Here is a 20,837-nt window from a genome sequence, read left to right as displayed (position 1 = left end):
TTCCATGACTTCCCGCCGAATCCCCACGCTCCGCCGCCACGCATTGGCCCTGGAACCCCGCTTCCTGCTTGATGCAGCCGCCGTGACGACGGCCGTGGACGTGGCCGCGCAAGCCGTGCCGCCGACCGAAACGGCGCCTGGCGTGGACGCGACGCCGACCGAAGCGACCGTTGTCGTCACGGACAGCAGCGATACCTTTGCACCGGTCGATCTGTTCAGCGGCGTCGACGTGCACGCGCAGACGAGCGGCACGGACGAGCTGACGCAACTGGTCGTCTCGGTGGATCGCAGCGGCGCAAACCAGGCGCTGGTGATCGACGGCAAGACCATTGCACTGGAAGGCGGCAGCGGCACGACGCGCGCCGATGGCGACGGCTTCTTCTACACCGTTGCGGTCAGCGGCAACACCACCACCATCACGCTGCAACTGGATGCGTTCAACCCAGCCCCAGCCAGCGTCGCGGCGCTGATCGACGGCATGTCGTATCAGATCCTGGACAAGTCGGTGGACGGTGGCAAGGTGTCGGTCTCGCTCAAGAGTCTGTCCGACGCGGGTGGCCAGACGGCCGACCTGTCCGCCATCACGGCGACGATCGAGATTGACAGCCGCATCAACGTCGCGCCCGAGGTGAAAGGCGACCTGCTGCAGGAGGCGGACCACTTCGGCACCGGCAGCCTGGCGGGAGCCACCGAAGTCGCCTATTCCGCCGACGGCAAGTTCGTCTACGCGGCGGGCAGCAACAACACCCTGTCCATCTTTGCCGTGGACGCGGCCACGGGCCTGCTCAGCAAGACGCAGGAACTGACGCTGTCGGACCTGGGCACAGTCAATCATCTGGTGGTCAGCGGCGACGGCAAGTCGGTATACACAATTTCCAGCAACGGCAACCTGATCCAGTTCAGTGTCGATGCGGCCGGCACGTTGAGCCACGCGGCCACGCTGTCGGTGGGCGGGGGATCCACCGGCGGTCTGGCGATCTCGGACGACGGCACGCAGGTCTACGTGGACGCCTCGAACAACTTCGGGCGCGAAGCGCGGATCTACAGCCGCGACACCGACACGGGCGCGCTGACGCAGATCCAGCGTCTGGACGCCGTGCGCAACGCCAGTCTTGCCACGGCCAACGACTACGTCACCGTCATCCACAGCGGTGCGTTGATCGGGGCCAACCACACGCTCAAGATCTATCAACGCGGCGCGGACGGGGTGCTGAATCTTGTCGACAGCATCCTGCTCGACAAGACGGGCCAGGACGCCGTCGACTACGCCATCAGCATGTCCGCCGACGGCAAGCTGCTGTTCGTGGGCGAGCCGGGCGCCAAGAACATTTCGGTCTTCCGGCTTGGCGCGGACAACCTGCTGACGCGCGTGGGCACGGTCGCCAGCGACAACATCGGCAGCCTGGCGCTGAACGCCGACGGCACGCTGCTGTATGCCGCCACCACCGCAGGCGCCGTCAACGTTTACGCGGTATCCGGCGACGGTGACTTGACGCTGCTGGGAAGCGCCTCAGGCAGGACCAATGGCGCAGACATCTCGCTGTCCAAGGACGGCATGTCGCTGGTGGTGGCGGGCAATGGCCTGACTCGCTACACGACGCTGCAATCGCTGACGCTGGGCCAGGACACCGTCCTGGGCGACCGCGTCAGCCTGTCCGACCGCAATTACGACTTGCTGGATGGCGGCACTGGCAACTACAACGGCGCCAGCGTGACCATCAAGGCGTCGGTGCCGGGCGGCGCGTTCGGGTTTGAGGGCGGTAATGGGCTGTCGATGACGAACGGCGTCATCTCGCGCGGTGGCGTGCAGATCGCCACGTACACCGTCAATGGCGAAACGCTGACGCTGCGCTTCACCGGACCCGCCACGACCGCCGTCGCCAACCAGGTGCTGCAACAGGTCAGCTACGGCAATTCGGCCGTGGCCGCGGGCACGTTCGTCACGCTGACCGTGCAGGCCAACGATGGCGCATTGAACAGCGACGCCCTCTCCATCATCTTCCGCAGCAACACGGGACCGCAGATCGACGCCGGGGTTGCCAACGGCTACACGCCGGAGACGGTCACCACGGAAAAGGACTACCAACTCGTCCTGCCGGAGAACCTTTTCAACGACGCGGACGGCGACCGCTTGACCTGGCGCGTCACAGGGTTGCCCGCCGGGATCAGCTTCGATCCCGAGACCCGCACCCTGTCCGGCACCGCACTGGCCGCCGGCACCTATCCCATCAGCATCACCGTCACCGATGCGTACGGCGCCAGCGTGACGCTGGATCTGAATCTGGAAGTGGCTCAGATCCCCAATCGTGAGCCCGTCGTCAGCAGCAGCGCACCGGCCTCGTTCGGGCAGGTCACTGCGGGAGAGGGCGGCTTTACCGCCACCCTGCGCGCGGACATGTTCACCGATCCGGACAGCCGCTACGGCGACACCCTTACATGGAGCATCGTCGAAGCCCTGCCGGCAGGCCTCGTGTTCAACGCAGCCACGCTCACCCTGAGCGGCACGCCCACCACGCAGGGCGATTACGTTCTGACCGTGCGCGTGACGGACAAGGCAGGCCTGACCGCGGACCACAAGATGACGTTGCGCGTCGTCTCGGCCGCCGAAGCCGCCAACAGCCCGCCCGCCTTCGACCTCGAAGGCAGCGATCTCAGCTACACCTCGGACGGCCGAATCAACGGCTACGACCAGTTCGTCTACAGCGTCCAGGTGTCGGACGACGGCTATACCGTCATCGTCCTTGGCAACGGGTCGAACAGTCATCCCGTCACCCCGGGGGGCAACAGCACGCTCAGCGTCTTCACGCGCAATCCCAATACCGGTGAACTGACGCTGGTGCAGCGCTTCGTGCAGGGCGCCACGAACGACGGCAACGATGCCAACGGCATCGAAATGCAGGGCCTGCTCAGCGCGGCCTCGGCCGTGTATTCGGCCGACGGCAAGCACGTCTATCTGGTGGGCCAGAAGGCCGACGGCGGAAACTACTTCCTGACCGGTTTCAACGTCAACGCGGACGGCACGCTGACAGCCAGCGGCCAGAGCATCGAGCTTGGCAGCACGCAGGTCAAGCAGCTGGTGGCATCGCAGGACGGGCATCTGTATGGCATTGCCGGCAATACGCTGTATGCCTATGCCATTGGCGCCAACGGGGAACTGACGGCAGCGGGCGTCTATGCGGACCAGCCGTTCAAGACCGCCACCGCCATCGAGGTGGACGCGCAGGGCCGGGTGTTCGTCGCGGGGGACAACACCCTGACCATCTACGCCGCTAGCGCGGACGGCAGCCTCGCACGACTCATGACCCACACGAACGACGTCGGCGGCTTCGCACGCAGCATTGCCGTGTCGGGGGACACCATCTACGTGTCGGCGGGAAGCAATGGCATCCTGACGCTGCGTTTCGATCCGATCGCCAAGACGGTCACGAAGATATCGTCCGTCGGCACCCAGATGTGGGGCCTGGAACTGTCGGCGGACGGCAAGACCCTCTACGCTGGCGGCCTGACCGGCGCCCTCAACGTCTACAGCATCGGCGCCGACGGCACGCCCACGCTGGTCAAGACCGTTGCCCACGAAGGGGCCTCGGGCAACTATCGCGCCTTCCGCTTCGGCATTTCCCCCGACGGTTCGTCGATGTACGTCGGCGGTTTCTACAACGCCGCGGGGTTGGGACACATCAACATCGAGCAGGCGCTCTCCGGCGCCTACACCGAAGGTCAGACGACCAAGCCGGCCGCCGGCCTGACGTTCGGCGATGCCGACTACGACGCGCTGGCTTCGGGCACCGGCGACTACAACGGCGCCACCATCACCATCCTGCGCGACGAAGGCGCCAACACCAACGACCACTTCGGCTTCGACAACGCCAATGGCCTGGCACTGGTCGGCACCGAAATCCGCCTGAACGGCGCCAAGATCGCCAACTTCACCAGCACGGGCGGCATCCTCACCATCGTCTTTACCGGCCAGGTCAGCACCGTCACCGCCAATGCGGTGCTGCAGCAGGTCACGTACACGAACGACAGCAAGGACCCCGGCGCCGCCATCCGCCTGAAGGTGCAGGTGCGCGACCAGTACGCCAGCGGCGTCGACAGCGTCGTGCTCGCGCTGACGGTTGCGCAGGTGAACGACGCGCCCGTCGTCGTCTCCACGCCCGCCGACATCAAATACAGCCCCGGCGAGGCGGCCGTTGGCCTTTTCGACGGCACCACGATCTCTACCGTCGAAAGCGGCCAGACGATTGCTGGCCTGACCCTGACCGTGTCGCCCGTGACCAACGGCGCCAGCGAGACGCTGACCGTGGACGGCACCGCCATCGCGCTGGTCGCGGGCAATGGCACGACCACCTCCGGGCACGCCTACACCGTCACCCTCGACAACGGCGTGGCCACCGTCACGATCACCCCCGCCGCGGGTATGACGGGCGATCAGGCCGCCGCGCTGATCGACGGCGTTGCCTACGCCAATCAGGCCCCCGCCCCCACGGTGGGCGAGCGCAGCATCACGCTTGCAGCCGTGCGCGACAGCGGCGGCACCGACAACGGTGGCAAGGACACCGCCGAGCCAGACCTCGTCGCCACCGTGGACGTGCAGTTCGAAGCGCCGGTACTGAACACGCCGGCCGACTCGCTGGGTTTGGACGAACTGCTTCGCCATCTTGCCGACGGCGCCCCGGATGATGCGCTGGCAGGCGGTCTCGATGTCATCGAAGTGGACGGCAAACTCTACCTGCTGCGCACCACCACGGAGTTCGACACGAACACATTCGAAGACCGGGAGGTCAACACGCTGTACGTGCTGGAGCGCAACGCGGACGGCACGCTGCGCATCGCGCAGGCCATCGGCAACAGCGAGCTCGGCGCGCTAGCCGGCGCCGCGGACCTGCGGGTGTCGGCCGACGGCAAATCGCTGTACGTGGTGGCCACTCAAGGCGTCGTGCTGTTCGCCCGCGACGCAGCAACAGGCATGCTCACCGCGCAGGGCGCCTTTGGCGCCGACGTCGTGACCGAGCACGGCATGATCCGCGACGTGCTCGCCACCGGCGGCCTGGTGTATGCAACGGCGGGCGACAGTCTGCTGGTCTTCCGTCAGGACGGCGCAACGCTGACGCTGCTCCACACCTATGTCGACAACGGCGATACCGGACTACAGCTTGACGGCGCCAATGCGCTGACGCTGTCCGCCGACGGCCGATTCCTGTTCGTGGGCACGTCGGGCGGCGGTACGCTGGCCAGCGTGTTCTCGCTGGACCAGAACGGCGTGCCGACGTTCGTCATGGCCGCGCAGGGCAAGGATCCCGCTGCCACGGAACAGTACTACTACACGCAGACGCTGACGGTCTCGCCGGACGGCAAGACACTCTACGTGGTTGACTTCGACAACGACCAGCATCGCCTGCATACCCTTGCGATCGGCACGGACGGCAGGCTCACCGCGCTTGCCACGACGCTGCCGGATAGCGACGTCAAACAGATCGTCGTGTCGCCGGACGGCTCCGCCGTCTTCGTGATCGGCGCCGATCAGATCGGTGTTTACCGCCGCGGCGCAGATGGCGCGCTGGTGCGGGTTGGCGAAATCTCAGGGTTTGGCGACCCATTCGGGGACGGCCTGAACTTCGGCACAATCGGCGGCGCCTCGCTCAGCGAAGACGGCACGAAGCTCTATCTGACTGGCGAGTTCTCGCGCGTTCATGGCGTGCTGGTGCTGGACGTCAAGCCCGCCGCCGTGCACTACACGGAAGGCACGGAGCCGGTGGCCATCCTGCCGTCGGGCACGCTATCCGATCCGCAGCTCGATGTGCTGAATGGCGGGAAGGGCGATTACCAGGGCGCCAGCATCACCGTGGAACGCGTCGGCGGCGCGAATCCCGATGACCGGTTCGGCTTCGTCAACGGGGACAATCTGCGGCTGGATGCCGCCAACGGCGTCATCCTGTTGAACGACGCCGTCATCGCGACCTTCTCGCAGGCGAACGGTGTGCTGACGCTGACGTTCACCGGCCTCGTCAGCAAGACGGACGCGCAGAACGTGCTGCGCCGCATCGCCTACAGCAACGCCAGCAACGATCCCACCCGTGACGGCGCCATCATCGCGCTGCGCACCACGCTGCACGATGGCGACGGTCACCAGGATGAACTGCTGACCGAGATCGAACTGGAAGGCGTCAACAATGCGCCGATCATCGACACCACGCCGCGCAATCCTACGTTCCCGGCCGAAGGCGAACCGGTCAAGCTGTTCGAAGGCACCACCGTCGACACGGTGGAATCCGGCCAGGAGGTGGCCCGCGTCATCGTCACGATCAGCCCGGCCAACGCGCAGGACATCCTGGGTGTGGACGGCGGCAAGATCCGCCTGGACAAGGATTCCAACGGGCCGCAGACCATGGCGACCGGCATGCAGTACATGGTGACCATCGCCGACGGCGTCACCACCGTGACCCTTTACCTGAACGCGTCGGGCGAACGTGCCGCGCAGGTCATCGACAGCTTGACCTATGCCAACGCCGCCAGCCCGCTGACCGGCACGCGCACGATCAGCCTCACCGTGCAGGAGTGGTCCAGCGACAATGGCTCGACGGATGCGGACGAGGCGGCAACCGTCACGCTGACCGGCCCGGCTGCCCCCAACACGCCGCCCGCGGTCACCGGCGGCGACGACGTGTCCTACACCGAGCGCGCCGATCCCGTCCTGATCGCACCCGATGGCGTGGTCGCCGATGCGCAGATGGACACCTTCAACGGCGGCGCGGGCAACTACGACGGCAGCGTGCTGACCATCACGCTGGGCGCGGGCAAGAGCGCAGCCGACACGCTCGGCTTTGAGCCGGGCAACGGCCTGACGTTGGAGAACGGCGTCCTGAAGAAGGACGGCGTGGCGATCGGCGCCGTGTCGCAATCCGACGGCGTGCTGACGATCCGATTCAGCGACGAGGCCGGGACCATTCCCACGACGGCGGACGTGCAGCACACGCTGCGCCAGATCACCTACGCCAACAGCAGCCATGCGCCTGCGGCAAGCGTCGCCATCAGCGTGATGCTGACGGACCAGCGCGGGCTGCCTTCGGCCGCAATGGACTACGCCATCGACATCACGCCCATCAACGATGCGCCGGTCGTCGATGCCGATCCGGTGTTGTCGCTGGGGGACCTGACCCATGTGCAGGACCTGACCACCATCCCCGGCCTGGATAAGCCCACCGCCAGCGTCGTTTCCGCCGACGGCGCGCGCGTCTACGTGGCCGACGGCAAGGGCGCCATCGCGGTGTTCAGCCGCGACGGCGACACCGGATCGCTGACCTACCTGCGCACGTTCGCGGGGGCCGGGGATATGACAGGCGTCAAGGAACTGGTGGCGTCCACCGACGGCAAGAGCCTGTACGCCCTGCGCGCGGACGGCAACGCCATCGGCGTCTTTGGCGTGGCTGCCGACGGCACGCTGACGCATCAGGCCACCATCGTCAGCGATTACGGGCTGGACGGCGGCAGCCTGAACGACATGAGGGGCATTGCGCTGTCCGAAGACGGCAAGCAGCTGTACCTGATCAACAACTACGGGATCGCCTACTTCAGCCGCGATGCGCAGACCGGCACGCTCACCTATGTCGGCGGCATCAGCGGCGAAATGAACGCGGAGCCGTTCCTGTGGGCGCCCACCGACCTGGCGGTGCGCGGCGACCTGCTCTTTGTCGTGACCAACACCTGCTCGGGCTCGACGCTGATCGTCTACCGCCGCGACGACAGCGGGGCCTTGTCTGTCCTGACGCATATCCGCGGCGATGGCACGGACGCCGCAGGCCAGCGCGTTTCGTTCTCCGACCTGCAGCATATCGCCGTCAGCGCCGACGGCAGCACGATCTACGTGTCCAACAGCCACACGTCGGTGTTCAACTGGGAAACGGGCGGCACGGACATCCTGGAGAACCCCCAGGCCATCGAGGCCTTCCGTCTGAACGCGGCCACCGGCGCGCTGACGCACCTGGGCACACTGACCGGCAGCCAGACGGTCGAAAGCATCGCGCTGTCCGCGGATGGCAAGGCGCTGTTCGTGACGCTGGCCGACGGCACACTCAATTACTACGCCACGGCGACCCTCGGCCTGATCTCCTCGCAGGGCGGGCTGGACGGCGCCGGCCCGATTGCGGTGTCCGCCGATGGCGGCGTGATCGTGGTGGGCAACGGACTGGACGTGCTGAACGCGCCGCCCGCGCCGGCCCCCACCTTCGTCATCGGCGGCGATGCGGTGCCGGTCGCCCCCACGCTCGCGCTGTCCGACGCGGAAATGGATGCGGCGAACAACTACCAGGGCGCCAGCGTAACTTTCACGGGCCAGGCCAGCGATCGCTTTGGTTTTCTGGCGGGCGACGGCTACACGCGCAATGGCGACGTCATTTCGTTCAACGGCCAGCCCATCGCCACCCTGACGCTGACCGGCGACGCCGCCACGCTGCGCTTTACCGCGCCCGTCGACCGCGCACAGGCCAACGCGCTGCTGCATCGCGTGACCTACGCCAGCACGGACGGCACGCCGGGCACGCGCACCGTCACGATCACGCTCAACGACGGCGATATCACCAGCGCGGCCTTCGACGTGGACGTGACCGTCCGCCCGCCCAACCAGGCGCCGGTCGCAGGCACCGATCCGTACACGCCCGAAACGGCGCTGGCCGGCCGCGATTACGCCGTCACCCTGCCGGAAACGCTCTTCAACGATCCGGACGGCGACAAGCTGACGTGGCAAGTCAGCGGCCTGCCCGCAGGACTGAGCTTCAACCCCGAGACCCGCACGATCTCCGGGGTGCTCGCCGGCACCGGCAAGTTCACGTTTACCGTCACCGTCACCGACCCCGAGGGCGCCTCCGTGTCGCGCGTGCTGGTTCTTGAAGCCGTCGAACCGCCGAACACCGCGCCGGTCGACAGCGGCATCGCGTTGACGCCGGGCGTCGCCGTCGTGGGCGAGCCGTATGCGTACACGTTCCCCGCCGGCCTTTTCACCGACGCCGACGGCGATGCGCTGACGTGGCAGATCAAGGGCCTGCCGGAAGGGCTGACCTTCGATCCGGCGACCCTGACGATCCGCGGAACCGCGACAAGCGCAGGCAGCGTTGCGGTGGTCGTGACCGCCACCGATGCGTCGGGCGCCAGCGTGTCGCGCATCATCACGTTGACGGCAGCCACGGCGCAGACGGAGCCGAATCCAGGCACGGGTCCGGGTACGGGCCCGGGTACAAATCCCGGCACGCAGCCCGACCCCAACGCCAACCCGAACCCCGGCAACCCGGCCGACGTGCCGCCGCCGGACCTGAGCGCGTGGCAGCGCGATCCGGTGTTTGCTTCCGACACGGCTGCCGGCACCGCCGACGACACCCGAGACGACGCGTTCCGGTCGCTGCGCCAAGCGCTCGGCGGCATTCCCGCCGCATCGCCCGACGCGTTCAGCGTCCCCATCCGCGACGGCCTGTCGACGCCGCCGCAATGGACGTCAACGGCGCTGCTCGACGAACTGCTGGCCGATTCGCTCGAACGGCGCGATGCCGACGCCGCGCGTCCGTTCACGATGGATGCGGCAAGCGGCGTCCGCTCGCCGCTCGTGGTCCTGGCCAGCCCCGACGCGCCAGGGCTCACGTTGGCCAGCGCCGCACTCACGGGCCTGTGGCGCGCCGACGTGGCAGGCAACCGGCAGACCTATGCCTTGCCGGCCGGCCTGATCCGCAGCAGCGGTCCCATCGCCTCGCTGGTCTTGCGCATGGCCGACGGCTCGGAACTGCCGCCGGGCGTGCGGCTGGATGCGGCGCGCGGCCTCATCGTGGCGCCAGGACTTGCCGACGCCCAGACGCTCTCGTTGCAACTGGTGGTGCGCGCGGCCAGCGGTGAATCGCGGGCCATCCCGGTCACCGTGTCCGCGCAACGCGTGGGCGCCTGGCACGGCGGCGATACCGTCGCCGCACGCGATGACACCCTCGCCGCCGACAAGCCCGCGCTGACCCAGCAACTGCGCCACAGCGCCGCGCACGACGTGCTGGATGCGGCACGGCAGTTTCTCGCTTCCCTGGACGACGGCGCCGCGGGCGGCGCCTCCGACACGGCCGCCGCCGCCCGGCAGGCCATCACCATCAATGCAGCAAGCTGATTCCAGACATGACTCTTACCTTTGATTCCGCCAAGCCCATGAAACATCGTGCCCGCCGCTTCGCCCTGACCGTGCTCGCCACGGCCGTTCTCGCCGGTTGCGCCGTCGCGCCGCCCGAGAAGCTGAGCACGCAGGACCTGCTGCAACTCGATCAGGCCGACCGCGGCGCCATGTTCGCGCAGCAGGAACCGGTGACGGGACCGATCACGCTGGACGAGGCCATCGCCCGCGCCGTCAAGTACAACCTGCAGCAGCGTCTGGCCCTGATGGAGCGCGCGCTGGAAGACGACCTGACCGACGTGCAGAAGCAGGGCATGCTGCCCAAGCTGACCGCCCGCGCCGGCATGCGTGCGCGCAACAACGATTACGGTTCGTCCAGCGAATCGCTGTCCACCGGCACGCAATCGCTCGTGCCGTCCACCAGCCAGGAGCGCGACACGCATACGGCCGACCTGCAACTGACGTGGAACGTGCTGGACTTCGGCCTGAGCTATTTCGGCGCCAAGGCCCAGGGCAACAAGGCGCTGGCTGCCGAAGAACGCCGCCGCCGCGTCGTGGCCGACATCATCCGCCAGACACGCACGGCGTACTGGAACGCCGTGACGGCAGAACGCCTGAAGGACCGCGTGTCCTCGACGCTGGCAGAAGCGCGCCAGACGCTCGAATACGCACGCCAGACCGAGCAGAAGCGTCTGGTCGCGCCCATCCTGGCGCTGCGCTATCAGCGCGATCTGCTGAACATGGTGCGCCAGACCGAGGCGCTGGACAACGAACTGGCGCAGGCCAAGGCGCGCCTCGCCACACTGATGAACTTGCCGCCCAGCGCGGACTTCCAGTTGGCCGCGCCGGACGCCGCCACCATGGCGCCGCCCGTGCTCGCCTACGAACTGCAGGACCTCGAAGCCCTGGCGATGGTGCGCCGCCCCGAACTGCGCGAAGAAAGCTATCTGGCGCGCAACGCCGTGCTGGAAACGCGCATGTCGCTGCTGCGCCTCTTGCCCAACGCGTCGCTCTTTGGCGGGCTGAACTACGACAGCAACAAGTACCTGGTCAACAACAGCTGGGCGGACGCCGGCATGCAGGTGAGCTGGAATTTGCTTAGCGTGCTGTCGTGGTCCTCGATCACCCGCGCCGGCGAATCGCGTGAACAGGTGGCCGAACTGCGCCGTCAGGCCCTGCGCATGACCGTGCTGAGCCAGGTCCACATTGCTTGGCTGGAACGCCAGCGCGCCGAGACCGCCTTCCGCCGCGCCAACGAACTGAGCCGCCTGCAGGACGCGATTCAGGTGCAGACCGAGAACGCCGCGCGCAGCAGCGCCGAAACGCATCTGGAAGTGGTCCGCGCAAAGGTCGAGACCCTGCTCGCCACGCGCGCCCGCGACCTGAGCTATGCCGAACTCGTCAACGCCCAGAACACGATCTACCAGGCCGCCGGGATCGATCCCCTGCCCGAACGCATCTCCGATGAAAGCCTGGCCAGCCTGGCGCACGACATCGCCGAGACCAACCGGCAAATCGAGCGCGGCCACGTCGACATTCCGCGTCTGGCCGTGACCCCGCAAGCCATCGACACGAACGGACAGGCCATCGCAACGCCGGTGATCGACCCCGTTGCGTCCGTGACCGAACCCGCCGCGCCGCCCGCGCTGCGCACCGTGTCCGGCAATTTGTGGAGCAGCGTGGGTTCCGTCGCCAGCGCCGGCAGCGCGGACAATCAATCGGTGAAAGCGCGCTGACATGCCGATTCTGCAAGCCTCCGTATCGCGGCGCGGCGCGCGTCTGCTGCTGGCCGCGGGTCTGACCGTGTCGGCCGCCGCCGCCGCGCAGACCCCGCCGCCCGCACCCATGACGGCCCCGGCCGCCGACACCGCCCGGGCCCAGCTGGTCGCCGCGCGACGCGCGGTGATTTCCAGCAGTCTGTCCGGCAAGATCGAAACCCTGCCGTTCCGGGAAGGCGACCGCTTCAAGAAGGGCGACGTGCTCGTCGCCTATGACTGCGCCCTGAACCGCGCCCGGCTGGAACGCGCCGTGCTGGCCGAATCGGCCGCGCGCAAGAAGCAGGCGGTCGCCGAGCAACTGGAGGCGCTGCGCTCCATCAGCCGTTCCGACGTCGAACAGGCGCGTGCGGCAGTCGCGGTTGCCCGCGCCGAGAGCAGCGCCGAAAGGGTGCTCGTGGACCGCTGCGCCATTGCCGCGCCGTTCGCCGGCCGGGTCGGCGAAACCTATGCGCGTGCCGCGGAAAGCGTGGCCGAAGGCGAGAAGCTCGTCAGCATCTACGATGACTCCGCCTTTGAACTGGAAGCCATCGTGCCGTCGCGCTGGCTGGCGTGGCTCAAGCCGGGCTCGCCGCTGCGCGTCACCGTCGACGAGACGGGGCGCACTTACGAAGCCTCGGTCTCGCACATCGCGGGCGCTGTGGACCCGGTCAGCCAGTCGGTCAAGATCATCGGCCGCCTCGCCGACGCGCAGAACACCGCCGCCGAACTGCTGCCCGGCATGAGCGGCAGCGTCCGGGTCGACCTTCCCGCCACGGGAACGCCGTGACGGACACCGCTGCACGAGAGAACCTGCTGGCCGCGCTGCTCCAGCTGGAAAAGCGCGCGCGGGCCTGCGCGGACACGCAGGCGCTGGCGTTCCTGATGGTCAACGACACGCATGCGCTGGCGCCGTACCGGCAGGCGGCGCTGTGGCTGCCGGGCGCCGGTGGCGACGGCATCATTTCCGCGCTGTCGGGCCTGGCGGTGCCAGACCCCAACGCGCCCTATACCGTGTGGCTGGCCGGCCTGCTGGCAAGCCGCGCGCGCGAGGGCGCAAGCGGTCCCTTTGCCCCGACGCCCGACGAGCACCCGATGTGGGCGGAGCATCTGCCGGGCCACGGCCTGCTGCTGCGCCTGCCCCTGGCCGACGCAAAGGGAGGCGACGGTCTGCTTGCCTTGTGGCGCGATACGCCGTGGACAGGTGCGGAGATCGCCGTGCTGGGTCTGCTGGCGGACGCCTACGCCCACGCCTGGCGCGCGCTGGCGCCCACGCAACGCACGGGCCGCGCGGCCACCTGGTGGGGCCGCCTGCGCCACGGCGACCGCCGCACGCGCTGGTGGCTGGCGCTGGGCGTGGCCGTCATCGCGCTGATGTTCGTGCCGGTTCGCCAGTCGGTGCTCGCGCCGGCCGAAGTCGTGGCGCGCGCACCCATGGCCGTGCGCGCGCCGCTGCAGGGCGTGGTCGACCAGATCGCCGTCACGCCCAACCAGACCGTCGAGAAAGGACAACTGCTGGCCGCGCTGGACGTGCGCGACCTGGAAGGGCGTCTGGAAAGCGCACGCCAGGCGCTGGCGGTCGCGGAAGCCGAACTGCGGCAGAACCAGCAGCAGGCGCTGGTCGATGACCGCAGCAAGGCCACGCTGGCGCTGGCGCAAGGCAAGCGCGCACAGGCCGCGAGCGACCTGGACTTCTATGCCAAGGCGGTGGCGCGCACGCAGCTGCACGCCGAGCGCGCCGGCATCGTGCTGTTCGATGATCCCGCCGACTGGATCGGCAAACCCGTGGCGCTGGGCGAACGCATCATGATGGTCGCCGACCCCGCGGAGGTCGAGCTGGAAATCCACCTGCCCGTGGGCGATGCGATTGCGCTGCCGGCCGAGGCCCCGATCCGGCTCTTTCTGAACACCGCCCCGGCCGATCCCTTGCCCGCCACGCTGTTGCGCGTGGGCTACCGCGCCGCGCCCACAGCCGAAGGCGCCATGGCCTATCGCGTGCGCGCACGCCTCACCGACGACGCGCTCGCCACGCAGCCGCGCGTCGGTCTGAAAGGCACCGCCAAGCTGTACGGCGAATCCACGCCGCTCTATGGCTACCTGCTGCGCAAACCTCTGGCAACGCTACGCGTATGGCTGGGACTGTAAGCGGCGCGCTGCCCGCGCTGCGCGAAGAGCTGCTGCTGCATCGCGCCCCGCCCAACCACGACGGCTCGCCGGCGTGGACGCTGGAGGACCCGGGCCGCGGCCTGTTCTTCCAGATCGGCTGGGCCGAAGCGGAAATGCTGGCGCGCTGGCGCCTGGGCAGCGCCGATGCGATCGCGGATGCCGCGGCCGGCGAAACCACGCTGGATCTCAGCGCGGACGACGTCGAGGACTTTGCCAAGTTCCTGCAGGCCAACAGCCTCGTGCAGCTGCGCGGCCCGGACGCCATCGCCCGCTACGCCAAGGAGGCCAACGCGCGCCGCAGCAGCCACTGGCTCAAAAGCCTGATGCATCAGTACCTGTTCTTTCGCATTCCGCTCGTGCGGCCCGACGCGTTCCTGACGCGCACCCTGCCCGCCGTGCGGCGCCTGTTCCTGTCGCGCGCCTTCCTGCGGCTGACGGTGGCTGCGGGCGTGCTTGGCCTTTTTCTCGCGGCGCGCCAGTGGGACCAGTTTCTCCACACGTTCCTGCATTTCTTCACGCTGGAAGGCGCACTGGCCGCCGCCGTCACGCTGGGCGCGGCCAAGGTGCTGCATGAACTTGGCCACGCGTACGCGGCCAAGCATCACGGCTGCCGGGTCGCCACGATGGGCGTGGCGTTCATGGTGATGTGGCCGGTGCTGTACACCGACAGTTCGGGCGCATGGCGGCTATCCAGCCGCCGCAAACGCATGTCGATTGGCGCCGCGGGCATGCTGGCTGAAACCGCGCTGGCCGCGTGGGCCACGCTGGCCTGGAGCTTTTTGCCCGACGGAGTACTGCGCAGCGCCGCGTTCACGCTGGCAACCACCACCTGGCTGCTGACGCTGGCCGTCAACCTCAATCCGCTGATGCGCTTTGACGGGTACTTTCTCCTGACCGACGCGCTGAACGTGCCCAACCTGCAGAACCGTTCCTTTGCACTGGCGCGATGGAAGCTGCGCGAATGGCTGTTCGGGCTGGGCGATGCGCGGCCCGAAGTCTTCGCACCGTGGCGCGAGCGCACCCTTATCACCTACGCCTTCTGCGTCTGGATCTACCGCTTCTTTCTGTTCCTGGGCATCGCCCTGCTGGTGTATCACATGGCTTTCAAAATGCTGGGCATCGTGCTGTTCGCCATCGAGATCGTGGCGTTCGTGCTCAAGCCCATCTACACCGAACTGCGCGCGTGGCGCGAGCGCCTGACCAGCCGCCCCGGCGGCGGTTGGAACCGGCGCAGCCGCATCACCGCGGGCGTCGCGCTCATCGGCGTGCTGGCCGCCGTGGTGCCGTGGCGCACGCGCATCGAGGCCCCCGCGCTGATGCACGCCGCGCAGCAGGCCCGCATCGTCGCGCCTGCCGGCGCCCGCATTCAGCGCATCGACGTGCACGCCGGACAAGCGGTCAGCGCCGGTGCGACGCTGTTCGTGCTGGACGCGCCCGACATGACCCACGAGATCGATTCGCTGACGCGCCGCATCCAGGTGCTGCAGTGGCAGCAGTCGTTCCAGGCCATGACCCGCGACACCGCCGCCGCCGTGCCCGTTGCCGCGGGTGAACTGCTGGCGGCGCGCGAGCGCCTCGAAGTGCTGTCGCGCCAACGCCAGCAGCTTACGATCCGCGCGCCGTTCGACGGCACCGTCGCGGAACTGGCCGAGCCTCTCGCGGCCGGTGAATGGATCGCAGAAGGCGAGTGGCTGGCGTCGCTGGCCGACCCGTCGGAAGTGGTCGTACAAGCCTATGCGTCCGAAGACGATCTGCACCGGCTGCAACCCGGCGGCCACGCGCGCTTTCTGTCCGAAGATCCCGGCGAGGCCGCCGTCGCGCTGGTCGTGTCCGACATCGCCGCCACCGCCACACGGCGTCTGGCCGCCGCACCCGAACTCAGCTCCACGCATGGCGGCGCCGTGCCGGCGATGCAGGCGCCGCGCGGCGAGGCCCGGCCCGACCCCGAGTCGCAGGGCCTCGTGCCGGAACGCGCGGTGTATCGCGTGATCCTGCGGCCTGCGGATGCGGCCAACGCCGCCATGCCGCGCCTCCAAGCCATACGCGGCACGGCCGTCATCGAGGGCGACGCCGAAAGCCTGCTGCTGCGCACGTGGCGCCGTGTCGCCGCGCTGCTGGTGCGCGAAACCGGCTTTTGAAGCGGCACATTTCTTAAGCATCTTTAACGTGTCATTCGGCAAGCCCCGGGGAATAATAAGACTCATCATCATCCATCACCGATGGATCGCCTTCACCCATCACCCACACCGACGATGACCACCGAAACCCTCGAACGTCCCTCGCTGTCGCAGCGCCTGAAGCACGAAACCGCGGCGCAGCACGAACGCATGCACCATCTCATGGAGCGCGGCGCGCCGTTCGCCAGCCGCGACGCCTATGCGCGCTTCGTCGCCGCGCAATACCTCTTCCAGCGCGACGTCGAGTTCCTGTTCCAGGACGACGCCGTCAAGCAGGCGGTGCCTGACCTGGAAGCGCGCGGCCGCGAAGACGCCTCGCTCGCCGATCTGCGCGACCTGGGCGCAGCCGCTCCCGAAGACGGCATCGCCAGCATTGGCGTGACCATGCCCGAAGCATTGGGCTGGCTGTACGTGTCCGAAGGCTCGACGCTGGGCGCCGCCTTCCTCTTCAAGCAGGCGCAATCCGACCTGGGCCTGTCCGCCGACTTCGGCGCGCGCAATCTTGCCGCGTACCCCGACGGCCGCGCCACCGTGTGGCGCCGCTTTGTCGCCTCGCTGGACAGCGACACGCTCGACCCCGCGACGCACGACGCCGTCATCGCCGGCGCCAACGCGGCCTATGACCGTTTCGGCGCATTGCTCGAACGGCACTTCGAACTCGGCGCATGACGCCACGCAAACCGTGGGTACGGGCGCTGTATCTGGCGCTCGCCGTCGTCAGCATCGCAGTGGCCGTCGCCGGGGTATTCATCCCCGGCCTGCCCAGCACCGAGTTCGTCCTGCTGGCCTCCTGGGCCGCCGCACGCAGCTCGCCGCGTCTGCACCGCTGGCTGCATGAACATCGTTGGTTCGGCCCGATGCTGCACAACTGGCACAACGGCCGCATGGTGACGCGCCGCGCCAAGATCATGGCCACGGTGTCGATGACGGTCTGTATGGTCGTGATGACGCAGACCATTCCCCATCCGTGGATCGTCTGGCCGTTGTGCCTGACGATGGTGGCGGTGCTGGTGTGGATCTGGCAGAGGCCTGAGCCGCCGGGCGATCATGCCCGCACCTCGGCTAACGTGCCCGCGTGCCAACAGGCACAACGTTCGTAAGCCTGCAGCAAATAACGTAGGCAGGGCTGCCGAAGACCGAAGCCCCCCCAAAAAAAAACGCGCTGAGGACAGGGCCGCAAGACCCTGCCTTCAGCGCGTGGCGCGTGCAAAGGGACGAGCCCGGATTCAAGCCCGTTGCCATTCAGGCATCGGCATTGAACCGGACCCGCCCCATGCGGCTTAGAAGCGCGTCATCAGCTTGAACATGCCCGACTGCTGACGGTTGCCGCCGCCGAACTGCGCGTCGTACGCCACGCCAGCCGTCGTGTTGCGCGTGAGCGCCACTTCGGCGCCCAGGCCCAGCACGGCCGCGTTTTGCGCGATGGGAACGCCCGACACCGTGAAGGTGCTGCCGCCCTCGAAGGCCAGCTTCTGCGTGGGCTTCACATCGCCCATCGCATGGCGCCAGCCCACCGTGGCCGTCAGGCGGCCCGGCGCGTCATCCGTGCCGATCAGCATGGCGCCGCGCAGGCCCAGCGTGGTGCTCGTCACATCGTCCTTGCTGCCCTCGCCGCGCAGCGCCGCACTGCCGCCCGTTTCCTGGAAGTCGCGCGTGCGGACCTGGTTCCATGCCACGCCGGCAAACGGTTCGACAGAATAGGCGTCGCCCAGCGGCAGCTTGTAGCCCAGTTCCGTGAACACCTGCGTCGACGACGCGTTATAGGACGACTCGAGACGCTGGTTCAGGCTGCCGGCAGCGATGTTGCGCTTGGAATCGATCTCGTGCCAGGTGTAGGCCGTACCCACCATGAAGCGCACGAGTCCGGGACCCGCTTCGAAGTTCTTGCCGCCGAAGACCGTGGCCGTGTAGCTGTCCACGCTCATGCGCGACGACACGTCGGAGATCGAGTTGTGGCTGCCGGTGTAGCCGACCGCGCCGCCCAGGCGCCAGCCGCCGCCCACGTCGCCGTCACCGCCGACAAAAAGACCGCCCGCGGACTGATGCACGGTGGACGCATTGCCGTTGCCACCGAACGTGCTCCAGTTGCCGAAGGCCTGCGCCCAGATCGGCGATGCGCCGCTTTGCGGCAGCGCGTCGGACGACGACGCGCCCAGTTGCGCCGTCGGCCGGCCCGCGCGCATCGGCGCGTCGAGGTTGCCGCGCAGATGCGACAGCGGCAACGTGGTCACCGCGTCGCCCTGACCTTGCAACACGCTGCCGGTGCTGGCGTACGCTTCGCCGGACAGTTGCTTCAAGGCCGCGCGCGCCTGCTCGGGCGACATGGACAGCACGGCGGCCGTCACCTGGCTCGCGCCCGTCGTCTTGCCTGCGCCATTGCCGCTGGCGATCAGCGACGAGTCGGCGCCAGGCGTGACGGGTTGCGTGACGACCGGCGCGGTTTCGCTGCCGGTGCCGGCCGTTGCCGAACCATTGCCCGTCGTTGCCGAACCATTGCCCGCCGATGCTGAACCGTTGCCCGCCGATGCCGTGCCTTCGCCCGCCGGTGCGGAACCATTGCCGGTAGATGCCGAGCCATTACCCGTCGAGGCGGAGCCATTACCCGTGGACGCGGAACCGTTGCCCGCGGGCGCCGAACCATTACCCGTCGACGCCGACCCATTCCCGCTCGCAGGCGGCGCTTCCTGATCCAGCGCACCGCCCACGTTCGTTTCGTTCTCCGAACCGCCCACGCTGCCGATCGGCACGTCGTTGCGCGAGAGCGTCATGAACGCATTCTTCGCGTCATAGCTGAGCGACGGCGTCAGGAATGCGTAGTTGCTCGACACGCCCGTGAAACGGCCTTGAATGCCGCCGTCCGCCGTCAGGATGTTGTACGTCGTGCGCGGCGCGTAGTTGCCATTGGGACCCACATGCGCGACCGTGCCGTCCAGCGTCGCGACGCCGGTCACGTGGATGCGGTCGCTCAGCGTGCTGGTCGGATCGGCGTGCACGCGATAGATCGTGTCCTGGCCGAAGTTGAGGTTGCCGTTGACCGTCAGCGTGCCCATCGGCGTGCCGTCGTTGCCCGGCGAAATCACCGCCGTGGGAAACAGGGTCGTGCTGCCCACTTGGCCGACACCGGCCAGCACCACTTCGCGGCCGATGTCCATCGGACCGTTCAGCTTGCCGTTGATCTCCAGCGCGCCATCGGCGATGAAGATCGGACCGGTCAGGTTGCTGCTGTCGCCGTTCAGGATGATGGAACCGACGCCGGTCTTCACAAAGCCTTCCGTGCCTTGCAGCGGGTTGTCGATGATGTCGACGAACTGGCCGGCCGCATACGTGCCGTCGCCGACGACGATCACGGGCGGGTTGCCGCCGGTGCCCGCCAGCGTGATCGGCGCGCCTTGCAGGCGATACCGGTCCGTGGCGAACTGCAGGCCCGACGCGCGCACCGGACCGGCGCTGCCGTCCACGGTGACCGTGCCCGCCGCGCCCGTGAAGATCGCGTAGCCGCCGCTGGGCAGGGCGCCCGTGGCGTTGGTCGGGCTGCTCCAGTTGCCGCTCGTCGCAGTCCACGTGCCGCTGCCGCCGCCCGCGTTGGCCGCCGAGGCCACGCCGTTGCCGTTCCACAGGTTGGTGGTGCTGGGGCCCAGGACCAGGTTGATGTGCTTGTCGCCCGTCAGCGTCTGGATCGTCGCGGCAGGCACCGAGTCGCCGGAGACCGTGCCCAGCGTCAGGCCGCTGCCGCTCAACGAGCCGCCGTACGACATGATGCGGTAGAAGCCCGCGTTGACCCCGTGCGTGCTGACCTTCACGTTCAGCGTCGCGTTGTTCAGCGCAACGTTGCCGCCCACCTTGATGTTGTCGCCCGTGCCGGGTTGCGTGATGGGCAGTCCGGCGTAGCCGGTTTCAAAATCAAAGACGCCGTTGTTGATCGTCAGGTTGCCGTTCACCGCGAGATTGCCGTTGGAAACGCCGGTGGGCGTGTCCACCCAGTATCCCGGCGCCACGCGGGAATTTCCCGTCACGTTCAAATCGCCGCCGATCGACCCGAAACCCGCCACCGTGCCGTTCGACATGGCATTGACGTTGCCGCCGATCGCCACGCCCGCACCGCCGCCATTACCGCCGATAACCGCCGTGCCGCCGTTCACATCAATGCCACCGGGAAAGTTGGCCGACCCGTCAAACACCTGCGTATTGCCCGATCCAATGGTCAGGTCCGCAGCGGTGACGTTCCCCACGTAGGACGCGCTCAAGGCGAGCGTCGCCGTCAGCCACTTCTTTGTGCCGTATGCCAAAACTTCAATCCTCCGGATTAATCGAGCTTCCTTTCACACATTACCGATATGTTTAAAAAGTATCGGTAAGTAATAATGCAGCCGGCGTGAATTTAGGGTCAGCTCTCGAAAAAAGGAGGCACTGTATAACGGTTTTTTTTACGTCCCCGTTAATAAACGGGGTTATATCCCGTTAATTATCAAAATAGGTCTACGGCATACGACCGATATTGGTAGAAGCGTCTCTGCATGGGCTATCCAAAGTATTCAGACCCAGGTCGCGGATACCATCTTCAACGGCATATCAAGACAATTTGGATACCATCCCGTGGTCTGCATACACCGT

General features: G+C 67.7%; 8 protein-coding genes. 7 read left to right on the top strand and 1 reads right to left on the bottom strand.

What is annotated here, in order from left to right:
* Positions 1–4 precede the first annotated feature (4 nt).
* The 7 genes from CLM73_RS01415 to CLM73_RS01385 all read left to right on the top strand — a co-directional run bounded on the left by CLM73_RS01415 (position 5) and on the right by CLM73_RS01385 (position 17,326).
* Positions 5–10,129, top strand: a complete 10,125-nt coding sequence (locus CLM73_RS01415; RefSeq protein WP_105237005.1) for a putative Ig domain-containing protein — start codon at positions 5–7, stop codon at positions 10,127–10,129.
* An 8-nt stretch (positions 10,130–10,137) separates the two neighbouring features.
* Positions 10,138–11,865: a TolC family protein gene (locus tag CLM73_RS01410; RefSeq protein WP_234015781.1), complete on the top strand. Its 1,728-nt coding sequence runs from the start codon at positions 10,138–10,140 to the stop codon at positions 11,863–11,865.
* Between the two features lies 1 nt (position 11,866).
* Positions 11,867–12,673, top strand: coding sequence for an efflux RND transporter periplasmic adaptor subunit (locus CLM73_RS01405; RefSeq protein ID WP_105237004.1), 807 nt, complete (start codon positions 11,867–11,869; stop codon positions 12,671–12,673).
* A complete protein-coding gene (locus tag CLM73_RS01400; RefSeq protein WP_199778229.1) occupies positions 12,670–14,028 on the top strand; it encodes an efflux RND transporter periplasmic adaptor subunit in 1,359 nt (452 codons plus the stop codon). Before CLM73_RS01405 ends, CLM73_RS01400 begins: the two co-directional genes overlap by 4 nt.
* On the top strand, positions 14,013–16,187 hold the full coding sequence (locus CLM73_RS01395; protein WP_105237003.1) for an HlyD family efflux transporter periplasmic adaptor subunit: 2,175 nt from the start codon (positions 14,013–14,015) through the stop codon (positions 16,185–16,187). Before CLM73_RS01400 ends, CLM73_RS01395 begins: the two co-directional genes overlap by 16 nt.
* 114 nt (positions 16,188–16,301) lie before the next feature.
* A complete protein-coding gene (locus tag CLM73_RS01390; RefSeq protein WP_105237002.1) occupies positions 16,302–16,895 on the top strand; it encodes a biliverdin-producing heme oxygenase in 594 nt (197 codons plus the stop codon).
* Entirely contained in the window at positions 16,892–17,326 is a 435-nt protein-coding gene (locus CLM73_RS01385) for a YbaN family protein (RefSeq protein WP_105237001.1), read from the top strand. The genes CLM73_RS01390 and CLM73_RS01385 overlap by 4 nt, the downstream gene beginning before the upstream one ends.
* Positions 17,327–17,506: 180 nt before the next feature.
* Here the strand turns inward: CLM73_RS01385 and CLM73_RS01380 are convergent, their stop codons facing one another.
* Positions 17,507–20,512 (bottom strand): autotransporter outer membrane beta-barrel domain-containing protein, encoded by a 3,006-nt coding sequence (locus CLM73_RS01380; protein ID WP_105237000.1) that lies wholly within the window; start codon positions 20,510–20,512, stop codon positions 17,507–17,509.
* Positions 20,513–20,837: the final 325 nt, after the last annotated feature.

It is taken from the genome of Achromobacter spanius, assembly GCF_002966795.1.
Classification (GTDB): domain Bacteria; phylum Pseudomonadota; class Gammaproteobacteria; order Burkholderiales; family Burkholderiaceae_B; genus Achromobacter; species Achromobacter spanius_D.
Note: the sequence above shows the minus strand (reverse complement) of the source record. Positions and strands in the feature narration are given on the sequence as shown.